The sequence below is a fragment of the Polaromonas sp. P1_A2 genome, assembly GCF_056406895.1.
The window spans coordinates 119,490-138,518 of the sequence record NZ_JBFTZI010000006.1 but is presented as its reverse complement, the minus strand read 5'-3'; the positions used below and the strand labels follow the sequence as shown (position 1 = coordinate 138,518).

Below are 19,029 nucleotides of genomic sequence, written 5' to 3'. Positions count from 1 at the left end.
AGGCTGGCCATAAGAGATGTCAGCGCATGGCAAGCGCCAGCTCGCGCGCGGCGACGATGTGCGCGATGCCGCGACGCCCGCCCGTGCGGTCCAGCTGCACCACGAGGTCGATGACGGAGCAGGCGTAGGCAATCGTGTCGGCGCGCGACAGGCCCAGGCCGGACTGCAGCACCATCAGCGCCAGCTGTTCCAGCGCACCCTGCGGCGAGTTGGCGTGTATGGTGGTGAAGGAGCCGGGATGGCCGGTGTTGATGGCGCGCAGGAAGCTGACCGCCTCTTTTCCGCGCAGCTCGCCGAGCACGATACGGTCGGGCCGCAGCCGCAGGGCCGCCTGCAGCAGGTCGTCGGTCGTAAGCCTGGCTTCGCCAAGCTCGCCCTTGACCGCGACCAGCGCGAGCTTGTTGCCTTCGCCGGTGTGGATCTCGGGCGTGTCCTCGATCAGCACCACGCGCTCGCCGCCGGGCACCTCGCGCAGCAGCGAATTGAGGAAGGTGGTCTTGCCGCTCGACGTCCCGCCGCTGATCAGTATGGTGGCACGCGCGGCGACAGCGCGCCGCAAAGTGCCAACCAGGTCGGCCGCATCGATCTGCAGGCCGGCATCCGCCTTGCCCACGCGCGCGCTTTGTGCGTAGTCGGCAAGGCTGACTTCCCTGAGCCGGTGCCGGCGTATGGCCAGCGCCCAGTGCCCGCGTGTGGCGGGCGGGGCCACCACCTGCAGGCGCGCGCCGCCCGGCAAGGTGGCCGACAGCAGCGGCCAGGACCGGCTGATGCCCTGGTGGGTGACCCGCGCGACCTGCTCGCTGAGGCGGCGCAGCAAGGTGTCGTCGACGGCGGGCGCGGCCACCCTGCGCATGGCGTCTTCGCCGGCCACTTCGAGCCAGACCTCGCCGGGGCGGTTGACGATGATCTCCGAGACCTCGTCGCCCTCCAGCCATTCGCGAAAGGGCTCGAGATAGGCGCCGAGGTAGACGGAGCCGAAGGCCTCCCGGGATTTTTCGGCAAAAACAGCGTCGTTCATTTGCCGGCGGCCTCCCGCGTGACGCTCGCAAAATCCAGGTCGCGCGCGGTAAAGACACGTATGGGCGAACCCTGGGGCACCTTGATGGTGGGCGGTATCTGCGCGTCGCGCTGCACCGCCACCGCGGCGGCGCTTTGGGAACCCGAAATCACCACCGAGGCACTGCCCACTGCGGCGAGCACGTCGACCACCGACAGCAGGATGGCCGAACCGAAGCGTGCGAAAAAGTGCGTGTCCACCTCGCCGGCCAGGCCGGTGTTGCCCGCGAAGTCGGTCGCGGGCGAAGCCAATGCGATGGAGGCGCCGTCGGGCCGTATCAAACGCGACCACAGCACATAGGCGCGCTTCTGGCCGTTGGCCACGCCGCTTTTATACTGCCCGACCAGGCGCGAGGCGCGCGGGATCAGCACCCGTGAGCCGTCAAACGAGCGTATGTCCTGGCTGACCACGGCGCGCGCGAAGCCGGGCAGGTCGCTGTCGATGGCGGTCTCCAGCACGGCCGCGATCAGGGTGCCCTGGATCACCGTGTGGCCGGGGTCGACCAGGCGGGTGGCGGTGACGGTGTCGACACTGCTGTTGCCTATGCGCTCGGCAAAGGACTCGTCGGCCGACAGCCCTTGCTGCGGGCCGCGCGCGGCTGCGGCGACGGCCGTTGCCGGCGGTGCTGCCGGTTTGGATTCGGCCGATGCGATGTCCAGGATCAGCGCGGGTGCACGCATGCGGTGCTCCAGGGGATCGGGCTGCACCGCCGGCGGCACGGCCGGGGACGGCGGCGCGGTTTGGGCGGCCGGCGCAAGTTCCGCCGCCGGCGCGGCAGGCGCTGCGGGCGGAGCCGCGGGCGCTGCGCGCTGCGAGGACATGCCCCAGAAAGTGAAGCCACCCAGCAGCAACGCGCAGGCAACGCCCGTCAGCGTGCCGAGCCGGTCGCGCCGTTGCACATGGCCGGCAACCACCGGAAAGCCGTTGCGGCTGGCGTCGGCCAGCGCCTGCGCCGTCATTCCGCCGCGCGGGTCAGCTGAAGGGTCCTGGCCTTGGCCGGTCTTGGCTGTCATCGGTAAATCTCCTGGTTTGCGGGCTTGTTGCGGGTTGTGCCGGGCGCGGGGGCGGCCGTGAGATTGGTCAGCGTTGCCGTGTCGCCGCCCGAACGCAGCACCAGCTGGCGCATCACGCCGTCGACAACCAGGGTGCCGCCGCGCATCGAATAATTGACCGGGCCTTCGACGCCGCCGTCTCCCGCGACCAGGATGGCGGGCAGCGGTGTGTCCTTGCCCCAATCGAGGTAAATGGCGCGGCCGTCGTCAAACACATGGGCCGGCAGCAGCTTGCCGGAGCCCTGCCGGCCCCAGGCGAAGTTGAGCTGGGCGGCACGTTCGGCCAGCTCATTGGCCGGGGCGGCGGGAGGCGGCGCCGCGGGCTCAGGCACGGGTGGCGCGGGCGGTGCCGGCGGCGCGGGATAGGAAAAGCGCAGGCTGTACAAGACGGCGTTCGGGCGCGCCGCCGTGCGCAAATCAAACAGGTAGACACGCTTGTCGGTGACCACCGTCATATTGGTCACCGCGCCGCGCATGACGGGCTTGAGGAAGAGCACGTTGGCACGCTTGTTGGGCGTGACCTGCCAGGCCAGGCTGTCGCCCACGGCGACGTTTTCTATCTTCTCGTCATCGCCGAAGGCAATCAGCGACTGGAAGCCTTCCAGGCCGGCGATGCTCACGACGTCGGAAGGGCTGTAGGCCACGCTGCGCACACGGCCCTCGTCCAGCGCCTGGTTGGGTGGCGCGGCCAGGGCCGGTAGCGCGCAGCAAAGGGCGGGCCAAAACGCCGCGTTCAAAAAAACATGTTTCATGGTGTCTGCTTGTCCTTCAAAGGCGAGGGGGTTGGCGCGCGTGCGCCCAGGTGCCGTGTCCGCTCCCCGGCCCCGGATGCCGCGGGCGCCGGCATGGTGGAGACCAGCTGGGCCGCGCGTGGCTGCGATGCGGCGCCGTGGGCAGCGGAAGCCGCGGGTGGGCGGTAGCTGGCCGCGACCAGCTGCCGCACGCGTTCATCACGGCCGGCCTCATGCGCGCGGCCCGTCCCTGAGAGAGCCGGTGGCGCGGCGGCGCTTGCCCCGGCTAGTGGTGCGGTAAAGGTTGGCCGGCTGTCGGTGTTCGGCCCTTCGCCGGCAGCGCGCGGCAAACGCCAGCCGCTGGTCAGCGTGGCCGCGGCCTTGAGGCTGATGGCCATCAGCGCGGTGTAGATGCAGGAGGCCAGCAGCAAGCCCACGGCCAGGCGCATGGAGGGCGCGCCGCCGGCGGCCGACAGAGCCTGGACCATGGGCGACAGCAACATCAGCCCGCCGGCCCCGACCAGCACCGTGACCAGCGGCACCAGGGCAAACAGCACCACGCTTTTAAGCCAGCCCTCGAACAGGCCACGCGTGGCGCCGAACAACGCGAGCACCATGAACAGCGGCCCTATGCCGAGCAGCGCGGCCAGCGTGATCTTGGCGACGATCAGCACACCGGCGGTTCCCAGCAACAGCAGCAAGCCGCTGAACCAGAGCAGGTCGGACGGCGACAGACCGGCTGATTTTTTGGCGGCGTCGGACGCGGCCGCGGCCGACTCGGAACTGGCGCCGGCCGCGTCGGCCACGGTGCTGAACATGCGGTCCAGCTGGCCCGCGAAAAAATCCGTCGCCGAACCCGGGCTGCCTATCACCAGCCGCGCCACTTCGTCGGGCGCACCCACGGCGAGGTTCCACACCACCTGCTGGTAGGCGACCCAGGAGCTCGCGAAGGTCAGCACCAGGCCCAGCGTCAGCGCGCGCGGCGTGAGCAGCGACAGCCTCAGCGCCGTGCGGCCGGTGAGCAGGTTGAACGCGAGCAGCGCAATGTAGAGCGTCAGCAGCGCCGTCAGCGCGAGCGACAGCGCACCGTGGGCGCCGAAGAAGCGCTCAAAGGCAAACGCGGTGGCCTGCTTCATGCCGCAGTCCACGCCGCGCAGGACTTCGGTGATACCGGAGGGCCCGTCGAAGTTCAAGGGGGTGCAACTCATGCCGCCACCCCCCTGGGGATGTCCACCGGGGATTCGCCGGGCCAGCGCGAGCGCGTCAGCAGCGGGTACCAGGCGGCAGGGTCGTCACCGACACGCGCGCGTATCATGTCCAGCCGGCGCACGGCCGACTCGCGCCCCGACAGCACCATCAGCATGTCGTCCATGCCGGAGAGATCCAGCCGCGCCACCACCGAGTGGTTGGCGTGGCGGACCAAAAAGCAGCGGCTGTGCGCCGGCAGCGCGCGCACCAGGTCCAGCTCGTGCGACGTGAGGCCGAAGCCCGCGCAGTAGTCTTCCTCGCGCGCCTTGGGGTTGGGCATGAAGACCATGGTGGCGGTCTGCTCCACCAGGGCCGAGGCGATGCGGCTGTCCAGCGCGTCGCGCGCGCTCTGGGTCGCGAAGCCGACGATGGCATTGCGCTTGCGCAGGGTCTTGAGCCAGTCGCGCAGCTGTGCGGCAAAGACCTCGTCGTCCAGCGCCTTCCAGCCCTCGTCGATCAATATCATGGCCGGCTCGCCGTTAAGCCGCGCGTCTATGCGGTGGAACAGGTACATCATGGCCGGCGTGCGCAGCCGCGGGTTGTCCAGCAGGGCCGTCATGTCAAAGCCCAGGGTCATGCGGTCTATGTCGAGCTCGTCCCTGGCGTTGTCGAACAGCCAGGCGTGCTCACCCTCGCCCACAAAAGGCGCCATGCGCGCGCAGAGGTCGCCCTCTTCCGGCCTGCGGCCGCCCGACAGCAGTTCGCGGAAATAACGCAGGCGGCGAAAGGCGGGCGCATGGCCGAAGCAGGCGTCCACCGCGCCGGCCACGGTGGCCAACTCCTCCGGCCCCCTGGCCTGCAGCAGCGTGCCCAGCCACTGGCACAGAAAGGCGCGGTTTTCCGCGCTGTCGGCCAGGGCCAGCGGGTTGAGGCCGGTCGGCTCGCCGGGCACCAGGCGCGCATAGTGGCCGCCGGCCGCGCGCAAAAAGATTTCCGCGCCGCGGTCCTTGTCGAAGAACACCAGGCGCGGCGAAAACTTGGCCGCCTGCGCGGCCAGGAAATTGAGCACCACGGTTTTGCCCGAACCCGAGGGGCCTATGACGGTGAAGTTGCCGAGGTCGCCCTGGTGGAAGTTGAAGTAATAAGGCGTGGCGCTGGTGGTTTCGAACAAGGTGGCGGCCGGCCCCCAGTGGTTGTTGCCGGCCTGCCCGGTGGAAAAACCGTGCAGCGACAAAAAGCCGGCGGCGCTGGCGGTGGAGATCAGCGCGCGCCGCACCACATACGCTTCGTTGCCGGGAAACTGGGCCCAGAAGGCGGGCTCGAGGTTGGTGTCTTCGCGCACGGCGATGGCGCCCATGTCGGCGATGGCCGCGGCCGCCTCGGCAATCGCGGCATCGAGTGCCGGCAGGCCGCCAGCGCGCACCAGCACGGTCAGGTGGTGGTCGCCAAAGCCTATGGCGCCGGCCGACAGCGCGTCCTTGGCGCTGAGCATTTCCACGCGCTCGGTGGCGCCGTCGTCGTCGGCCACCTTGAGCCGGCGCAGCGCCAGGTCTATGCGCTCGCGCGCGATCTGCCGGTCCACCGGCGAGAAGCTTTCGGTCAGCACCAGCTCATGCGGCAGGCGCAGCAGCGAATCGAGCACGCCCGGGCGCGTCGCGGCCGGGTATTCCTTGACCGAGAGCATGGCCGAGAAACTGCGCCCCTGCGGCCCCGCGCATTCGATGGCGTTAAGGCCGAAGCTCACGCGGCAATAGGGAATGTGCCGGCCCAGGTCGACCTCGCGGTCCTCCGCATCAGGCAGCGCGACGGGTCGCATCTCGCCGTTGTACAGCGCCGAAAGCAGTTCCAGCGGCTCGGAAAAGCGCACGCCCCGGCGCGCCACAATGCCCAGCGCACGCGCGCCATAGGGCTGCAGGCCGCAGGCCAGCGCGGTCACCGCGGCGTTGAGCATTCGCCGGTCTTCATGGCCGGCCGTGCCGCCCGCCTGCATGCGCCGGCCCAGCTTTTCGGCCCAACCGCTCTTGCCGCGCGCGGGACGCCGTATCACGGTGAGGAACTGCTCGTTGACAAACAGCCGGCGCTCGGCCAGACGGGCGGTCCAGCGCGCATTGAGCTCGGCGGCGAAGGGCTGCTCGAAATTTCCTTCAGGCTGCGGCGCGACCTCGCGGCGCACGATGTGGTGGTAGACGATGAAGCGCGCGTCCAGCGCGCTGCGCAGCAGCACCTCGCGCACCGACTGGTGGTGGTTCAGGGCCTCGGCGTCTTCGGTCTCGAAAGGCAGGCCGGGCAGGTGGAGGACGCGCATCAGCGCGCCGTCGCGCAGCACCAGCGTGCCGTCGTCCAGCTGGCGGGCATAGGGCAGGCGGTCGCCGGCGCGGACTTCGCGCCTGAGCCAGGCGGCGGGGCTTTTCCAGGGCATGGGTGGACTCCTAAGGGCTAAGAAGCTAAGGGGCATAGCTGTTGCAGCCCCAGTGTTTCCAGTTGGGGACGCGCGAACACTTGCCGACCTTGGCCAGCCAGAGGTCGAACACCCGGGGCTCGCGCAGGCAGGCCAGGTAGCCGGCGCAGTGGATGGCCAGCGCCAGCGGCAACACGAGGAAGGAGCGCGTCACCAGAAAGGCCTCCGTCGTGACCGAGGCGTTGAGCACAAAAAAACTGTAGGTGACGCCGGCAAACATCTGCGGCCGGGTCAGCGCGCGGAACACCGGGTGCGATTGCAGCGCGGCCATGGCTTAGCGCGCCATCCCGGCCGCGCCCTGTATGCCCGACACAATCGCGGCCGAGCCGAACAGGATGAAGCAGCCCAGCACCACGGTCGCGCCAAAGCGCCAGTTCATGCGCCCGCTCAGCATCAAAAAGCCGACCATGGCCACGGCGATCACGGCGGCGGCCGTGGCGAGGTTGCCGAGCAGGGTGCCTTGCAGCCAGATCAGGGCAGCGAGTATGGGCCCCGAGCCCTGCGGGTCGGCCACCGGCGCCGCGATCGCCAGGCTGCCGACCGGCAGCGAGGCCACGGCCCGGGCGGCAAAGCCGGCAAAGTGAAGGGCGCTGTGTATCAGTCGTTTAGGGGACATGGAGGATTCCTTTTTGAGGGTTGGTGAGAGTTGGGGGATTGACGGGAGTGGCGGAAGTGATGCCGGCTGACCCGGCCGACGCAGTGATGCGGCCGAGGACGGCGCTGACGTAATCGCGGGTTTCGGCGATGTTGGGCACGCCGCCGGCGGCCGCGACACGGGCCGGCCCGGCGTTGTAGGCGGCCAGGGCCGAAGGCAGGTCGCCAAAGCGGTCCATTTGCTGGCGCAGGTAGCGCACGCCGCCTTCGAGGTTGGCCAGCGGGTCATAGGGGTTGACGCCGAGTTCGCGCGCGGTGTCCGGCATCAGCTGGGCCAGGCCTATGGCGCCCTTGGGCGACAGCGCGCCGGTGTTCCAGCGGCTTTCCTGCCAGACCAGCGCTTCCACGAGTGCGGGGCTCAGCGCATGCCGGGCGGCGATGCGCTCAAGATGGGGCCGCCAGGCGGCGGGCATTGTGGCGCCAGTGCCAAGGGCGGCCGCGCGGGCCCGGTCGGCGGCGCGCACCAGCACGGCGCCGTCCGCGCCTATCTCCAGCACGCTGCAGGGCGCGGCCGGGCTGGCCAGCAGCAGCGCGGCGGCAAGGCCCGCGGCAGTCAGGGGAAAAAGAAAGGACAGAGGGGGCACGTACAGGCATCCTTGTTGGTGAATGCCCGCAGTATCAAAAACCCGCATTGCCGCGGAATTTCAGCTTTATTTCAGTGTGTTGCAGCCGGGGTGCGGGCCCGGGCAATCGCGGTATCATCCCTCGGCACCCCCCCCAACCGCCCCACCGTGAACCTCTCCACACGCCTACTGATCGTTGACGACGATGCCGGAATCCGGGAGCTGGTTTCATCGTTCCTTGAGAAACACGGTTTCCGTGTCGATACAGCGGGCGATGTGCAGGAGATGCATGCCAGGCTGGCCCAAGGCGGCTATGCGCTCATCGTGCTGGACGTCATGCTGCCCGGCGAAGACGGGCTCAGCGCGCTCAGGGCCTTGCAAAAAAGCGGCGGCCCGCCGGTCATCATGCTGTCGGCCGTGGGCTCGGACATAGACCGCATCGTCGGACTCGAGATAGGCGCGGAAGACTACCTGGCCAAGCCCTGCAACCCGCGCGAGCTGCTTGCGCGCATACGCACCGTGCTGCGCCGCAGCGCCGGCACGCCGCAGGCTTCACGCTCGCCCGAAGGCGCGAACGTGGATGAGGACAGCGAGGTGCTGCAGTTTTCGGGCTGGCGCATAGACCTGCGCTCGCGGGTTTTATACGATCCCGCGAATGCCGTGGTCACCCTGTCCGACGGCGAGTTCCGCCTGCTGCGTGCCTTCACCCAGCACCCGCGCCGTGTGCTCACGCGCGACCAGTTGCTGGACTATGCGCTGGGCTCCGACAAGGACACCTATGACCGCGCCATCGACGTGCAGATCAGCCGGCTGCGACGCAAGCTGGCCTTCGGCGAGGAACGCGCCGACCTGATACGCACGGTGCGCAACGAAGGTTATATGTTTGTGCCGGCGGTGGCCCGCGCCTGACGGGGGCACGGCCCTTGCGGGCTTGCAACACAGCTGCAATGTCCGGACATCCTGCAGCAACATGGCGGCGCGACGCTAGGGGCTCCATCAACCACATGAGTCACCCATGACCCACAAACACGCTTTATTGCCCCATGAACCGCAACACGGCCACAGCCTGGCCGAAGACCTGCCTCGCCTCTCGGCCCAGCTGCTGCAGCGCCGACAGGCGCTGGCCTGGCTGGGCGCCGCCGCGGCGCCGGCATTGCTGGTCGCGGGCTGCGGAGGCGGCTCCTCGGGCAGCTCGACGGGAACCAGCACCACAACCAGCACCACGACAAGCAGCTCCACCAGCTCAACGAGTTCGAGCAGTTCATCGAGCAGCGGCGCCTGTATCGCGGACCCCCAGGAAACCGGCGGCCCCTACCCGGCCGACGGCACCAACAGTTCCTCGGGCTCGACCTCGGACGTGCTGACCGCCAGCGGCATCGTGCGCAGCGACATCCGCAGCAGCTTCATCAGCTCCAGCACCGTGGCGCCCGGCGTGCCGCTGACCCTCACCCTGACGCTGGTCAACACCAACGCGAGCTGCGCGGCCCTCTCGGGTTATGCGATTTACCTGTGGCATTGCGACCGCAGCGGGCTGTATTCGCTGTACAGCGCGCCCACCGAGAGCTATCTGCGCGGCGTGCAGGTCACCAACAGCGCGGGCCAGGTGACTTTCACCACGATTTTCCCGGCCTGCTATTCCGGCCGCTGGCCGCACATGCATTTCGAGGTGTTTTCCAGCCTGGCCACCGCGACCGTGGGCACCAATTCCGTTCTCACGTCCCAGCTCGCCATGCCCAGCGCGATCTGCTCCGCGGTCTACCCCAACGTCACGGGCTACAGCGCCAGCGTCTCAAATTTCGCGGCGGTGTCCCTTGCCAGCGACAACGTGTTCGGCGACAACAGCGCGGCCCAGATCGCGGCCATGACGCCCACCATCACGGGTAGCGTCGCAGCTGGGTATACGGCGACAGCGACCATAGGCGTGGCGCGCTAGCGGGCGACCGGCCACCGGGAAGGCCGAGGAGCCAGGCGCTTAGCGGGGCAACCCGGCCTCAAAGCGTTGCAGCTCTTCATCCACCGTCCCGCGCCCGCCGAAATCCCGCTTGGCCCGGCCGTACCAGTAGGCGGCGTTGCCCAGGTCGCCCTCCTGGACATGCAGGATGCCGTGCAGCCAGGCGGCCGTCTGTGACTCGTCGCTTTGCACCAGGGTGTGCGCCTCATCCCAGCGGCCCGCGCGCGCGCAAAGCAGGGCCTCGCGAAGAATGTCCATTTTGAATACTCCTTGAATTGAATGTCGCCAGGGCTAGGAGGTCTTTCGCGACCTGCGCGGGCGTGGGGCTGGACTCGCCCGTTCCTTGCGATCAAGCGGGCCGCCGACAGGCGCATGCCGCGCCATCAACTCGGCCACCCACTCGATAAACACCCGCAATTTGGCGCTCACATGGCGGTTCGGCGGAAAAGCCACATAAAGCGGCATGGGGTCCAGGCGCCAGTCCTGGAACAGCGGCAGCAGCTCGCCGCTGTCCACATGCGCCCCGGCCATATAGTCCGGCAGCCACAGCACGCCCAGGCCGGCCAGGCCGGCCGCGAGGTAGGCGTTGCCGTCGTCAAAGGCAAACAGGTGGCGGCCCTGCACCTTGAGGCTCTCTTCGCCGCGGTGCATGGCATAAGGAAAGGCCTTGCCGGTGCGCGCCCACAGAAAGCCCACGATGTGGTGCTGCGGGCCCTCCAGTTCCCGCGGGTGCGAGGGCGTGCCGATGCGATCCAGGTAGCCGGGCGCGGCATACACCCCCAGCTGCAGGTCGGCCACGCGGCGGGCCACCAGCGACTGGTCGGTGAGCTCGCCGCCGCGCACCACGCAGTCCACGTTGTCGCCTATCACGTCGACCACGCGGTCGCTGACGCCCATGTCGAGCTGGATCTCGGGGTAGCGCGCATGGAAGTCCGGCAAGGCCGGCACCAGAATCATGCGGGCCAGCGGGCTGGGCACATCGACCCGCAGCCGGCCCCTGGGCGAGGCCGAGGCGCTGGAGAGGCTGGTCTCGGCATCGTCCACGTCGGCCAGCACACGCAGCACACGTTCGTAATAGGCCGCGCCGTCGGCGGTGAGCCTGACCTGGCGTGTGGTGCGGTTGAGCAGCCGCACGCGCAGCCGCGCCTCGAGCTGCTGCACCAGCTGGGTCACGCTGGTCTTGCTCATGTGCAAAGTCTCTGCCGCCCTGGTGAAGCTGCCCGCTTCCACCACGCGCGCGAAGGCCTGCATTGCATCGAAACGGTCCATCTGTGCTTCCCGTGCTTTCCCGGCTTGGGTGATTGTTTGGATTTTACGAACAGTGATGGACAGGCTTGCCTGTTTATCGGGAAGGCACTGCGCCCTACAGTGTCTTCATCGTGAACCACAGGCCGGTTTCGGCCTATTTGCAAGGAGAAAGATGAATGGCACAACGTGAAGTTGTTTTTCCGTCCGGGCGCCGGGCGCTTTATGACCGCAACCGGTATTCGCCGGCGCTGAAGTCCAATGGCTTCCTGTTTGTATCGGGCCAGGTCGGCAGCCGCGAGGACGGCTCCCCCGAGCCCGACCTTCAAACCCAGGTCCGCCTCGCCTTTGACAACCTGAACGCCATCCTGAAAGCGGCGGGCAGCAGCTTCGAGGACGTGGTGGACGTGACCGTCTTCATGGTCGATCCGCAATCGACCTTCGAAACGATCTGGAAGGTGGTGCCCGAGTACTGGGGCGAGGCACCCCACCCCACGCTGACGGCCGTCGGCGTGACCTGGCTCTATGGCTTTCAGTTCGAGATCAAGGTGATTGCGAAACTCCCATCAGCCTGATGAGTCCCTGTACTTCGCGGCCTCGGCTTCTATCCAGGCCCTGAACAAGGCCAGCATGCTATTGCCCAGTTTCTGTTCGGGGCAGACCAGGTAGTAGCGGCGATCGCTCAGGAACTCGTGCCGGGTCAGCTGCAACAGGCGGCCTTGCGCCAGGTCGTCTTCGATCAGGAAGCGCGGGATCAGCGCCAGGCCTTGCCCGTGGATGGCCGCCTGCGCGGCCATTGAAAACAGCTCCATGCGCGCACCGGCCATGTCGCCGGCCACATCGAGCCCCAGGGACGCGAACCACTGGCGCCAGGCATAGGGCCGTGTACTCATCTGCAGCAGCGGCAGGCCCTCTACATCGTCGGCCTTGAGCACGCGCCTGGGCGTGACCAGCGCCGGGCTGCCGACGGCCACCATGCTTTCGTCCATCAGGAAGGACGACTGCGTGCCGGGCCAGCCCGCCTCGCCGGTGCAGATGGCGGCGTCCAGCGTGGTTTCGGCAAACAGGAATGGCCGTGTGCGCGACGACAGGTGCACCGTGATCTCGGGATGCTGGCGCTGGAAGCCCCCCAGCCTGGGCAGCAGCCACTTGGCCGCGAAGGTAGGCACCACGCCCAGTTCCAGCACGCCGCCTGTTCCGCCCCTGGCCATCATCTCCAGCGTGTCGCGCTCCACGTCGTCCAGCCGCGCGCGCACCCGGCGGGCGTAGTGCATGCCCGCGTCCGTCAGCAGCACGCCGCGTTTGGTGCGCCTGAAGAGCTTGACGTCCAGGAAATCCTCCAGCCCCGCGACCTGCCGGCAAACGGCGCTCTGGGTCACCGAATGCTCTTGCGCCGCGTGGGTGAAGCTCTGGTGGCGCGCCGCGGATTCAAACAGGGCGAGCGCGGTGGTGGAGGGGATTTTTCGGCGCATGGGGGCGGGCTTTCCTGCGGGCAAGGTTGTCGGAATTCTTTTTGGGCACACACAGGTGCCGAATCATCGTTTGTGAAGGGCGGCTTGCGCCTTTAAGCTTTTCCCATTGACTGCTTCTTTGCTGGAGATTCCCACCCCATGGCTTCCCCTTCTTCCGCGCTGCGCCCGCCGCCGCTCAGCGGCATCCGCGTGCTGGACTTGTCGCGCGTGCTGGCCGGCCCCTGGGCCGGGCAATTGCTGGCCGACCTGGGCGCGGATGTCGTCAAGGTCGAAAAGCCGCAGGGCGGCGACGACACCCGCGCCTGGGGGCCGCCCTACCTCAAGGACGCCTCGGGCCGGGACACCGGCGAGGCCAGCTACTTTCTGTGCGCCAACCGCAACAAGCGCTCGGTCGCCATCGACATCGCCACGCCCGAAGGCCAGGCGCAGGTGCGGGCGCTGGCCGGCCAGGCCGACGTGCTGCTGGAGAACTTCAAGGTGGGCGGCCTCAAGCGCTACGGCCTGGACTACGCCAGCCTGAAGGACGGCCACCCGCGCCTGGTGTATTGCTCCATCACCGGCTTCGGGCAGACCGGGCCCTATGCGGCGCGCGCGGGCTACGATTTCCTGATCCAGGGCATGGGCGGCCTGATGAGCGTGACCGGTGGCGCGGACGGCGAGCCGGGCGCCGGCCCGCAAAAGGTCGGTGTGGCGCTGACGGACATCATGACCGGCCTGTACGCAACGGTGGCGGTGCAGGCCGCGCTGGCGGAGCGCGAACGCTCCGGCCTGGGCCAGCACATCGACCTGGCGCTGCTGGACGTGCAGGTCGCCTGCCTGGCCAACCAGGCGTCCAACTACCTGGCCGGCGGGCAGCTGCCGCGCCGCATGGGCAATGCGCATCCCAACATCGTGCCCTACCAGGACTTCCCGACCGCGGACGGCGACATCATCCTGGCGGTCGGCAATGACGAGCAGTTCGCCCGCTTCTGCGCCGTCGCGGGCCATGCCGAATGGGCGCGGGATGCGCGCTTTGCGAGCAACGCGCAGCGCGTGGCCCACCGGGCCGTGCTGCTGCCACTGCTGAGGCAAGCCACGGTGATGCGCAGCTCGGCGGACTGGATCGCCGCGCTGGAAGCCGCCGGTGTGCCCTGCGGCCCCATCAACCGCATCGACGAAGTGTTTGCCGACCCGCAGGTGCAAGCCCGCGGCCTGCGCATGGCCCTGCCCCACCCGCTGGCGGGCGAGGTGCCGCTGGTGGCCAACCCCATACGCCTTTCGGGCTCGCCCGTCAGCTACCACAGGCCCCCGCCGCTGCTGGGCCAGCACACGGACGAAGTGCTGGCGCAGTGGCTGGCCGGTGGCGCCGCGAGCCAGCACGCCTAGTGCTCGCCCGGCGCGGCGCGAAGGCGCGCCACCGTGGCGGGTAAATCGCGCCAGGCGGGTTCGGCCGGCGCATAGCGGCTGCGCATATAACTGGCCAGCGCCGCGACCTGGGTGTCGTCCAGGCTGTGGCGGAAGGCCGGCATAAAGCCGACGTCCTTGCCGGCGGGCGCGCTGATGCCTTGCAAAATCGTGCGCAGCAGGTTGTCGGGCCGGGCGCTGTGCAGATTGCTGTTGAGCGCCAACGGCACGTTCACGCCAAGCAGGCGGGGGCCGTCACCGTCGTGGTGGCAGGAGGCGCAGGCGCCGTTGAAAAGGCGCTGGCCCGGGCCCAACAGGCTGGTGGCGGACTGCTGCGCGGACAGCACCGCCTGCCGCGCGCGTTCGGCGCTTTCGGCCTCAGGAATCGCTTCGTTGAAAGACACCAGGTAGGCGGCCATGGCGCGAATGTCTTCATCGGGCAGCGCGGCCAGTTCCTTCACCACGGGTGCCATGGGGCCGGCGGCAATGCCGTGCTGCGGCGCATAGCCATTGCGCAGATAGGCGTAGAGCTGCGAAGACGTCCAGGGCACGGGCGCGCGCGACAGCGCCGTGAGCGCGGGCGCCTCCCAGCCGTCGACCGTGGCGCCGCCCAGGAAAGCCTGGCCGCCGCGCTCTGCGCCCAGGGCGTTGCGCGGCGTGTGGCAGGCACCGCAATGCCCCAAGCCGTTGACCAGGTAGGCGCCGCGGTTCCATTCGGCGCTGCGCTGCGGGTCGGCGCTGTAAGGCGAAGGGTCATGGAACATCGCGTTCCAGCCGGCCATCAGGGGGCGCACGCTGAAAGGAAAGTCCAGCCGTGTCGCGGGATTGGCGGAACGCACGGCGGGCTGCGCCATCAGGTAGGCATACAGCGCGGTCAGGTCTTCGTCACTGGTCCTGGCGAAGGCGGTATAGGGAAAGGCCGGGTACAGGTAACGGCCGTCGCGCGAAATGCCTTCGCGCATCGCGCGCTGGAAGGCGCTGAAGGACCAGCTGCCAATGCCTGTTTCGACGTCAGGCGTGAGGTTGGTCGTGATGATCTTGCCGAAGGGCGTGTCCATGGCCCGGCCGCCGGCATTGGGAATGCCGCCGGGCGCGGTGTGGCAGACCACGCAGTCGCCGGCGGCCGCGAGCTGGCGGCCGCGCTCCAGCGTCGCGGCGGTGTAGATGGAGGCGCCGGATTGCGCCGCCGGTGTCATGGGCGCAATCGCCGCCCGCCCGCCCAGCAAGGCCCAGGCGACGCCGGCCACGCCCGCCAGCAAGGCGCCGGCGCGTGACCAGGCGCCCAATCCCTTGGGCCATGCCGCACCTTTGGGCATGCGCACGGCCCGGCGCTCGGGCATGGGCAAGGCGGCCGGTGGACTTTGCGGTTCGGGATTGAGCGCGGCGCGCACCACCTCAGGCGTGAACGGCGGCTGGCGAAAGCGCACACCGGTGGCATCAAAGATCGCATTGGCGATGGCCGCCGTGCCCGGCACCGACGACGACTCGCCCGCGCCCAGCGGCGGCTCGCCGGGGCGCGCCATGGTGACGACTTCGATCACCGGCACGTCGCGGAAATTCAGGATGGGGTAGCTGCCCCACTCGAGGCCGGCGACGGTGTTTTTTTGCGGCTCCACCGTCACCTGTTCTGTCAGGGCGCGGCTGGTGGCCTGCACCACATTGCCGTGGATCTGGTGCTGCACGCCGGCCGGGTTGATCAGCGTGCCGGCGTCATGCCCGACGACCACACGCCTGACATGCACCTCGCCGGTCTTGCGGTTGACCTCGACATCGGCCACCCAGGCGGCCCAGGCGGCGCCAAAGCCCGGCCACTTGCTGTGCACGTAGCGGGCATAAGCGAAGCCCTGCCCGTGCAGGACGTCCGCCGCCTCGCCGGCCTGCCCTTGCTGCGGCCCGGTGTGCGCCACCCAGCCGGCGCGTTCGGCCGTGGCGCGCACCAGTTCGGCGGCGCGCGGCTCCTTGAGGTAGCGCAGGCGAAACTCGACCGGGTCCACACCGGCGGCAGTGGCCAGCTCGTCGATATAGGATTCGTGCGCGAAGGAATTGGGCAGCGCCGACACGCCGCGCAGCCAGGAGGCGCGCAGCATGGGCGGCATGTCGTTGACGGCCACGCGCAGGTTGCCGTAGTCGTAGGGCGGGCGCGCGGTGCGGTCGCCCATCTCGAAGGCCTGCGCGACCGGCTCCACGGTGCGCGTCAGCAGCAGCGCCAGCGTGGGCGCGCCGTTGGAGGGGTAGGAGGTCTGGAAGTCATAGGCCGCGACCGAGCCGTCTTCGTTGAGCCCGCCGTTGACCTGCATGAGCTGCGCGGCGCCCTTGGGCTCCCAGGCATGTTCCTGCTCGCGGGTCAGCTGCACGCGTACCGGGCTGCCGGCGGCGCGCGACAGCAGGGCCGCGTCCGCCGCCACGTCGTCGGCGCAGTTGCGGCCGTAGCAGCCGGCGGCCTCCATGCGGATGACGTCGATGTCGACATCGGCCAGGCCGGTCAGGCGCGAGAGGTCGGCGCGCAGCACATGGGGGTTCTGGGTCCCGGCCCAGACCGTCAGGCGCTCCGCCCGCCAGTCGGCCACCGCGCACGAAGGGCCTATGGAGCCGTGCATCTGGTAGGGCCAGACATAGTTGCGCGCCAGCGCCTGCGCGGCGCTCGCCATGGCGGCATCGACGTCGCCCTCGTCGACCAGCTTGCGCTGCGTGGACGGGTTGTTGCGTATCGCCTGCTCGAGGTCGTCCAGCCTGGGCAGCCCGGGCCAGGATTTCCACTGGACGCGCAGCTCGCGCAGCGCCTGCTCGGCCTGCTCCTCGCGCTCGGCCACCACCCCGACAAAATCGCGTATCACCACCACCGCGCGTATGCCCGGGATGTGCGCGATCGAGGATTCATCGACCGACTCCAGCGTGTTGCCGATGAAGTCGCCGTGGTCGGCCCCGGCATAGGGCGGGCGCACCACACGGCCGTGCAGCATGCCGGGCACGCGCATGTCGTGCACAAAGGTCAGCGCGCCCGTGGCCTTGGCCGGGATATCGACGCGCGGCGTGCTGGTGCCCACGATGCGGTAGTCCGCCGCCGCCTTGACCGGCGTGTCCGGTGCGAGCAGAAGCTGGGTGTGCTGCAGGGCCACCAAAGCGCCGTAGTCCACAGCGCGGCTTTCCTGCCCGATGACGCACACCCGCCCGTCCCGCACCGACAGCAGCGAGGCATCCACCTGCAGCACGGCGGCGGCGCGCGCCAGCAGCCAGGCCCGCGCCTGCGCCGCGGCAGTGCGCAAGGGAATGGCGTGTACCTGGATGGAGGCGCTGGCGATGGTCGCGCCCTGGTTGGGCGCGCGCGTGGTGTCGCCCAGCACCATGTTGACCTGCCCCAGCGCGACGTCCAGTTCCTCGGCCACGATCTGGGCCAGCGCCGTGCGCAGGCCGGTGCCGAGGTCCACATGGCCGTTGAGCGCCGTCACGCTGCCGTCGTCCCAGACGGCGACCAGGATTTCAAGGCCTTCGCGCGGGTTGCCGCTGACCAGCGCCGGCTGGCCCTTGGCAGGCGGCGGCGGCGGGGGTGGTTCGCGGCTGACCAGCAGCACACCGGCGGCCGCCTGGAAATCCGCGCGCGTGCGCGGCGTGTCGGCGCGGCGCGTCATGCCGCCTTCCCCTGGGCAATGTTTTGCCGGGTCAGTTCGGCCGCGCGCAGCACGGCCTGCATGATCTCCAGGTGGGTACCGCAGCGGCAGAGGTTGCCCGACAGCTCGCGGCGTATCTCATCCTCGCCGGGTGAAGGGTTGCGCGCCAGCAAGGCCACCGTCATCATGATCATGCCGTTCAGGCAGTAGCCGCACTGGGCGGCCTGCGCCTCGATGAAAGCCTGCTGGACCGGATGCAGCGCCTCAGGCGTGCCCAGTCCTTCCAGCGTGGTGATCTCGCGGCCGGCCACGCCGCCCACCGGGATCACGCAGGCACGCGCGGCAACACCGTCCACCAGCACGGTGCAGGCGCCGCATTCGCCCAGGCCGCAGCCGTATTTGGGGCTGTTCAGTTCGAGGTCGTTGCGCAGCACCGTCAGCAGGCAGGTGCCGGCCGGCACCGGCAGCGTGCGCTCCACCCGGTTGACGGACAGTGTGACGGCATTCAGGGTCATCGGATCAGGCTGCCCGCTGCGGTGTACATCTCAAGCTCCACAAAGCCGGACCCGTTGTGGTTGCCGGGGCCGTATTCCACGCGGAAGTCGCCCACATCGAGCGTGCCCACGCCTTCCAGGGCCGCGATGAAGTTCTCGCGCGTCAGGTTGCGCCCGGCGCGGCGCAGGCCTTCGCTGAACACCTTGGCCGCGATATAACCTTCGAGCACGGTGTAATTGTCGCCCTCCCCGGCCGACGCGCCCACCGCCTTGCGGTATTCCTTGACGATGCCGTAGCGCTCCAGCGCCGGCGAAGGCACGATGCTGGCAGTGATGACGCCGCGCAGGGCGCCGTTCAGGCGCGCCGCCGAGGCCTTGGCATCGGCCAGGCCCACCGAGATGGTGTACAGCGGCGTTCCCAGGCCGGCGCCGCGCACGTCGCGGATCAGCACCTCGGACATGGTCCCGGCCATGATCATGATGATGACGTTGGGCGAGGCCTGCTTGAGCTGGGCCGCGATATCGGCGGCGCTTTGCGCCGTGATCGCCATGGGCAGGGTCTTCACCACCTGCAGCTTCTCGGCCTTGATGAGTTCCAGCAGGGTGTCCAGGTTGGACTTGCCGAACACACTGTCCTGGTAGACCACCGCCACCTTGTCATTGCCCACCACCGCCAGCTGCTGCGTGATGCGGGCCAGCTCGGCCTTGTAGCTGGCCCTGACATGGAACAGGTAGCGGTTGTGCTTCAGCCGTATGGAGGTGGTTCCGACCAGCGGCGCGAACAGCGGGACCTTGGCCTCCTCGGCAATCGGCATGGCCGCGATCAGGTTGGCCGTGGCCACATAGCCGATGAGCGCGAACACCTTGTTCTGCTCGATCAGCGCTTTGGTGTTGTCGGCGGTCCGCTTGGGGTCGTAGCCGTCATCGAGGGCCGTCAGCTGCAGCTTGCGCCCGAACAGGCCGCCGGCCTTGTTGAGCTGCTCGAAATACAGCTCGATGCCCCGCCGGTAGTTGTTGCCGGTCGCGGCGACCGGGCCGCTGAACACGGCGGACTGGCCGATGGAGACGGCCGTGTCCGTGACGCCGGTCTCCGCGCGGGCGAACCCCGCGGCGGCCAGTGTCAGGGCCAGCAAGGCCGGGGCCAGGCGGCGTGCAGGGAGGATCAGTTTCATAGGA

At 69.0% G+C, this 19,029-nt stretch carries 18 protein-coding genes; 4 read left to right on the top strand and 14 right to left on the bottom strand.

From position 1 onward, the window contains the following. Positions 1-19 precede the first annotated feature (19 nt). Genes virB11 through AC1D09_RS21290 form a run of 8 tightly spaced genes read right to left on the bottom strand, consistent with a single transcriptional unit; the run spans position 20 to position 7,724 of the window. Positions 20-1,018 (bottom strand): P-type DNA transfer ATPase VirB11, encoded by a 999-nt coding sequence (gene virB11, locus AC1D09_RS21325; protein ID WP_477664339.1) that lies wholly within the window; start codon positions 1,016-1,018, stop codon positions 20-22. Further along, positions 1,015-2,070, bottom strand: a complete 1,056-nt coding sequence (locus AC1D09_RS21320) for a TrbI/VirB10 family protein (RefSeq protein WP_477701218.1) — start codon at positions 2,068-2,070, stop codon at positions 1,015-1,017. The genes virB11 and AC1D09_RS21320 overlap by 4 nt, the downstream gene beginning before the upstream one ends. Then, positions 2,067-2,861 (bottom strand): TrbG/VirB9 family P-type conjugative transfer protein, encoded by a 795-nt coding sequence (locus tag AC1D09_RS21315; RefSeq protein ID WP_477664504.1) that lies wholly within the window; start codon positions 2,859-2,861, stop codon positions 2,067-2,069. The genes AC1D09_RS21320 and AC1D09_RS21315 overlap by 4 nt, the downstream gene beginning before the upstream one ends. Next, positions 2,858-4,048, bottom strand: a complete 1,191-nt coding sequence (locus tag AC1D09_RS21310) for a TrbL/VirB6 family protein (protein ID WP_477664503.1) — start codon at positions 4,046-4,048, stop codon at positions 2,858-2,860. The genes AC1D09_RS21315 and AC1D09_RS21310 overlap by 4 nt, the downstream gene beginning before the upstream one ends. Next, on the bottom strand, positions 4,045-6,447 hold the full coding sequence (locus AC1D09_RS21305; RefSeq protein ID WP_477664502.1) for a VirB4 family type IV secretion/conjugal transfer ATPase: 2,403 nt from the start codon (positions 6,445-6,447) through the stop codon (positions 4,045-4,047). Before AC1D09_RS21305 ends, AC1D09_RS21310 begins: the two co-directional genes overlap by 4 nt. A gap of 25 nt (positions 6,448-6,472) precedes the next feature. Beyond that, complete coding sequence (locus AC1D09_RS21300; protein WP_477664501.1) at positions 6,473-6,757, bottom strand: VirB3 family type IV secretion system protein; 285 nt, start codon at positions 6,755-6,757, stop codon at positions 6,473-6,475. Between the two features lie 3 nt (positions 6,758-6,760). Continuing rightward, positions 6,761-7,102: a TrbC/VirB2 family protein gene (locus AC1D09_RS21295; RefSeq protein WP_477664500.1), complete on the bottom strand. Its 342-nt coding sequence runs from the start codon at positions 7,100-7,102 to the stop codon at positions 6,761-6,763. Continuing rightward, positions 7,092-7,724 carry a lytic transglycosylase domain-containing protein gene (locus tag AC1D09_RS21290; RefSeq protein ID WP_477664499.1) on the bottom strand — a complete coding sequence of 211 codons (633 nt, stop codon included), beginning with the start codon at positions 7,722-7,724 and terminating at the stop codon, positions 7,092-7,094. Before AC1D09_RS21290 ends, AC1D09_RS21295 begins: the two co-directional genes overlap by 11 nt. A gap of 147 nt (positions 7,725-7,871) precedes the next feature. Between AC1D09_RS21290 and AC1D09_RS21285 the strand changes: the two genes are divergently transcribed. Together AC1D09_RS21285 and AC1D09_RS21280 are read left to right on the top strand one after the other, a co-directional pair. Continuing rightward, positions 7,872-8,612: a response regulator gene (locus AC1D09_RS21285; protein WP_477664498.1), complete on the top strand. Its 741-nt coding sequence runs from the start codon at positions 7,872-7,874 to the stop codon at positions 8,610-8,612. Positions 8,613-8,718: 106 nt separating this feature from the next. Further along, positions 8,719-9,636 (top strand): peptidase associated/transthyretin-like domain-containing protein, encoded by a 918-nt coding sequence (locus AC1D09_RS21280; protein WP_477664497.1) that lies wholly within the window; start codon positions 8,719-8,721, stop codon positions 9,634-9,636. 39 nt (positions 9,637-9,675) lie between these two features. Here AC1D09_RS21280 and AC1D09_RS21275 read toward each other — a convergent pair whose 3' ends face one another. Together AC1D09_RS21275 and AC1D09_RS21270 are read right to left on the bottom strand one after the other, a co-directional pair. After that, on the bottom strand, positions 9,676-9,912 hold the full coding sequence (locus tag AC1D09_RS21275; protein ID WP_477664496.1) for a hypothetical protein: 237 nt from the start codon (positions 9,910-9,912) through the stop codon (positions 9,676-9,678). A gap of 33 nt (positions 9,913-9,945) precedes the next feature. After that, complete coding sequence (locus AC1D09_RS21270; RefSeq protein ID WP_477664495.1) at positions 9,946-10,923, bottom strand: LysR family transcriptional regulator; 978 nt, start codon at positions 10,921-10,923, stop codon at positions 9,946-9,948. Positions 10,924-11,078: 155 nt separating this feature from the next. Between AC1D09_RS21270 and AC1D09_RS21265 the strand changes: the two genes are divergently transcribed. Next, complete coding sequence (locus AC1D09_RS21265) at positions 11,079-11,474, top strand: RidA family protein (protein ID WP_477664494.1); 396 nt, start codon at positions 11,079-11,081, stop codon at positions 11,472-11,474. Here AC1D09_RS21265 and AC1D09_RS21260 read toward each other — a convergent pair. Next, positions 11,466-12,371: a LysR substrate-binding domain-containing protein gene (locus AC1D09_RS21260; protein ID WP_477664493.1), complete on the bottom strand. Its 906-nt coding sequence runs from the start codon at positions 12,369-12,371 to the stop codon at positions 11,466-11,468. The genes AC1D09_RS21265 and AC1D09_RS21260 overlap by 9 nt on opposite strands. A gap of 138 nt (positions 12,372-12,509) precedes the next feature. On the opposite strand from AC1D09_RS21260, the gene AC1D09_RS21255 reads away from it, so the two are divergent. Beyond that, complete coding sequence (locus AC1D09_RS21255) at positions 12,510-13,736, top strand: CaiB/BaiF CoA transferase family protein (protein ID WP_477664492.1); 1,227 nt, start codon at positions 12,510-12,512, stop codon at positions 13,734-13,736. Here AC1D09_RS21255 and AC1D09_RS21250 read toward each other — a convergent pair. From AC1D09_RS21250 to AC1D09_RS21240, 3 genes are read right to left on the bottom strand one after another with little or no spacing between them, the layout of a single operon-like run. Next, positions 13,733-17,380 carry a molybdopterin cofactor-binding domain-containing protein gene (locus AC1D09_RS21250; RefSeq protein WP_477664491.1) on the bottom strand — a complete coding sequence of 1,216 codons (3,648 nt, stop codon included), beginning with the start codon at positions 17,378-17,380 and terminating at the stop codon, positions 13,733-13,735. The two genes, AC1D09_RS21255 and AC1D09_RS21250, sit on opposite strands and share 4 nt — an antisense overlap. Next, complete coding sequence (locus AC1D09_RS21245) at positions 17,377-17,874, bottom strand: (2Fe-2S)-binding protein (RefSeq protein ID WP_477664490.1); 498 nt, start codon at positions 17,872-17,874, stop codon at positions 17,377-17,379. Before AC1D09_RS21245 ends, AC1D09_RS21250 begins: the two co-directional genes overlap by 4 nt. Next, positions 17,871-19,025, bottom strand: coding sequence for an ABC transporter substrate-binding protein (locus AC1D09_RS21240; protein ID WP_477664489.1), 1,155 nt, complete (start codon positions 19,023-19,025; stop codon positions 17,871-17,873). The genes AC1D09_RS21245 and AC1D09_RS21240 overlap by 4 nt, the downstream gene beginning before the upstream one ends. Positions 19,026-19,029: the final 4 nt, after the last annotated feature.

What these genes read in the sequence shown, in the direction of transcription:
- virB11 (WP_477664339.1), bottom strand. Translation starts at nt 1,018, where the DNA reads ATGAACGACGCTGTTTTTGCCGAAAAATCCCGGGAGGCCTTCGGCTCC.
- AC1D09_RS21320 (WP_477701218.1), bottom strand. Translation starts at nt 2,070, where the DNA reads ATGACAGCCAAGACCGGCCAAGGCCAGGACCCTTCAGCTGACCCGCGC.
- AC1D09_RS21315 (WP_477664504.1), bottom strand. Translation starts at nt 2,861, where the DNA reads ATGAAACATGTTTTTTTGAACGCGGCGTTTTGGCCCGCCCTTTGCTGC.
- AC1D09_RS21310 (WP_477664503.1), bottom strand. Translation starts at nt 4,048, where the DNA reads ATGAGTTGCACCCCCTTGAACTTCGACGGGCCCTCCGGTATCACCGAA.
- AC1D09_RS21305 (WP_477664502.1), bottom strand. Translation starts at nt 6,447, where the DNA reads ATGCCCTGGAAAAGCCCCGCCGCCTGGCTCAGGCGCGAAGTCCGCGCC.
- AC1D09_RS21300 (WP_477664501.1), bottom strand. Translation starts at nt 6,757, where the DNA reads ATGGCCGCGCTGCAATCGCACCCGGTGTTCCGCGCGCTGACCCGGCCG.
- AC1D09_RS21295 (WP_477664500.1), bottom strand. Translation starts at nt 7,102, where the DNA reads ATGTCCCCTAAACGACTGATACACAGCGCCCTTCACTTTGCCGGCTTT.
- AC1D09_RS21280 (WP_477664497.1), top strand. Translation starts at nt 8,719, where the DNA reads ATGACCCACAAACACGCTTTATTGCCCCATGAACCGCAACACGGCCAC.
- AC1D09_RS21275 (WP_477664496.1), bottom strand. Translation starts at nt 9,912, where the DNA reads ATGGACATTCTTCGCGAGGCCCTGCTTTGCGCGCGCGCGGGCCGCTGG.
- AC1D09_RS21270 (WP_477664495.1), bottom strand. Translation starts at nt 10,923, where the DNA reads ATGGACCGTTTCGATGCAATGCAGGCCTTCGCGCGCGTGGTGGAAGCG.
- AC1D09_RS21265 (WP_477664494.1), top strand. Translation starts at nt 11,079, where the DNA reads ATGGCACAACGTGAAGTTGTTTTTCCGTCCGGGCGCCGGGCGCTTTAT.
- AC1D09_RS21260 (WP_477664493.1), bottom strand. Translation starts at nt 12,371, where the DNA reads ATGCGCCGAAAAATCCCCTCCACCACCGCGCTCGCCCTGTTTGAATCC.
- AC1D09_RS21255 (WP_477664492.1), top strand. Translation starts at nt 12,510, where the DNA reads ATGGCTTCCCCTTCTTCCGCGCTGCGCCCGCCGCCGCTCAGCGGCATC.
- AC1D09_RS21250 (WP_477664491.1), bottom strand. Translation starts at nt 17,380, where the DNA reads ATGACGCGCCGCGCCGACACGCCGCGCACGCGCGCGGATTTCCAGGCG.
- AC1D09_RS21245 (WP_477664490.1), bottom strand. Translation starts at nt 17,874, where the DNA reads ATGACCCTGAATGCCGTCACACTGTCCGTCAACCGGGTGGAGCGCACG.
- AC1D09_RS21240 (WP_477664489.1), bottom strand. Translation starts at nt 19,025, where the DNA reads ATGAAACTGATCCTCCCTGCACGCCGCCTGGCCCCGGCCTTGCTGGCC.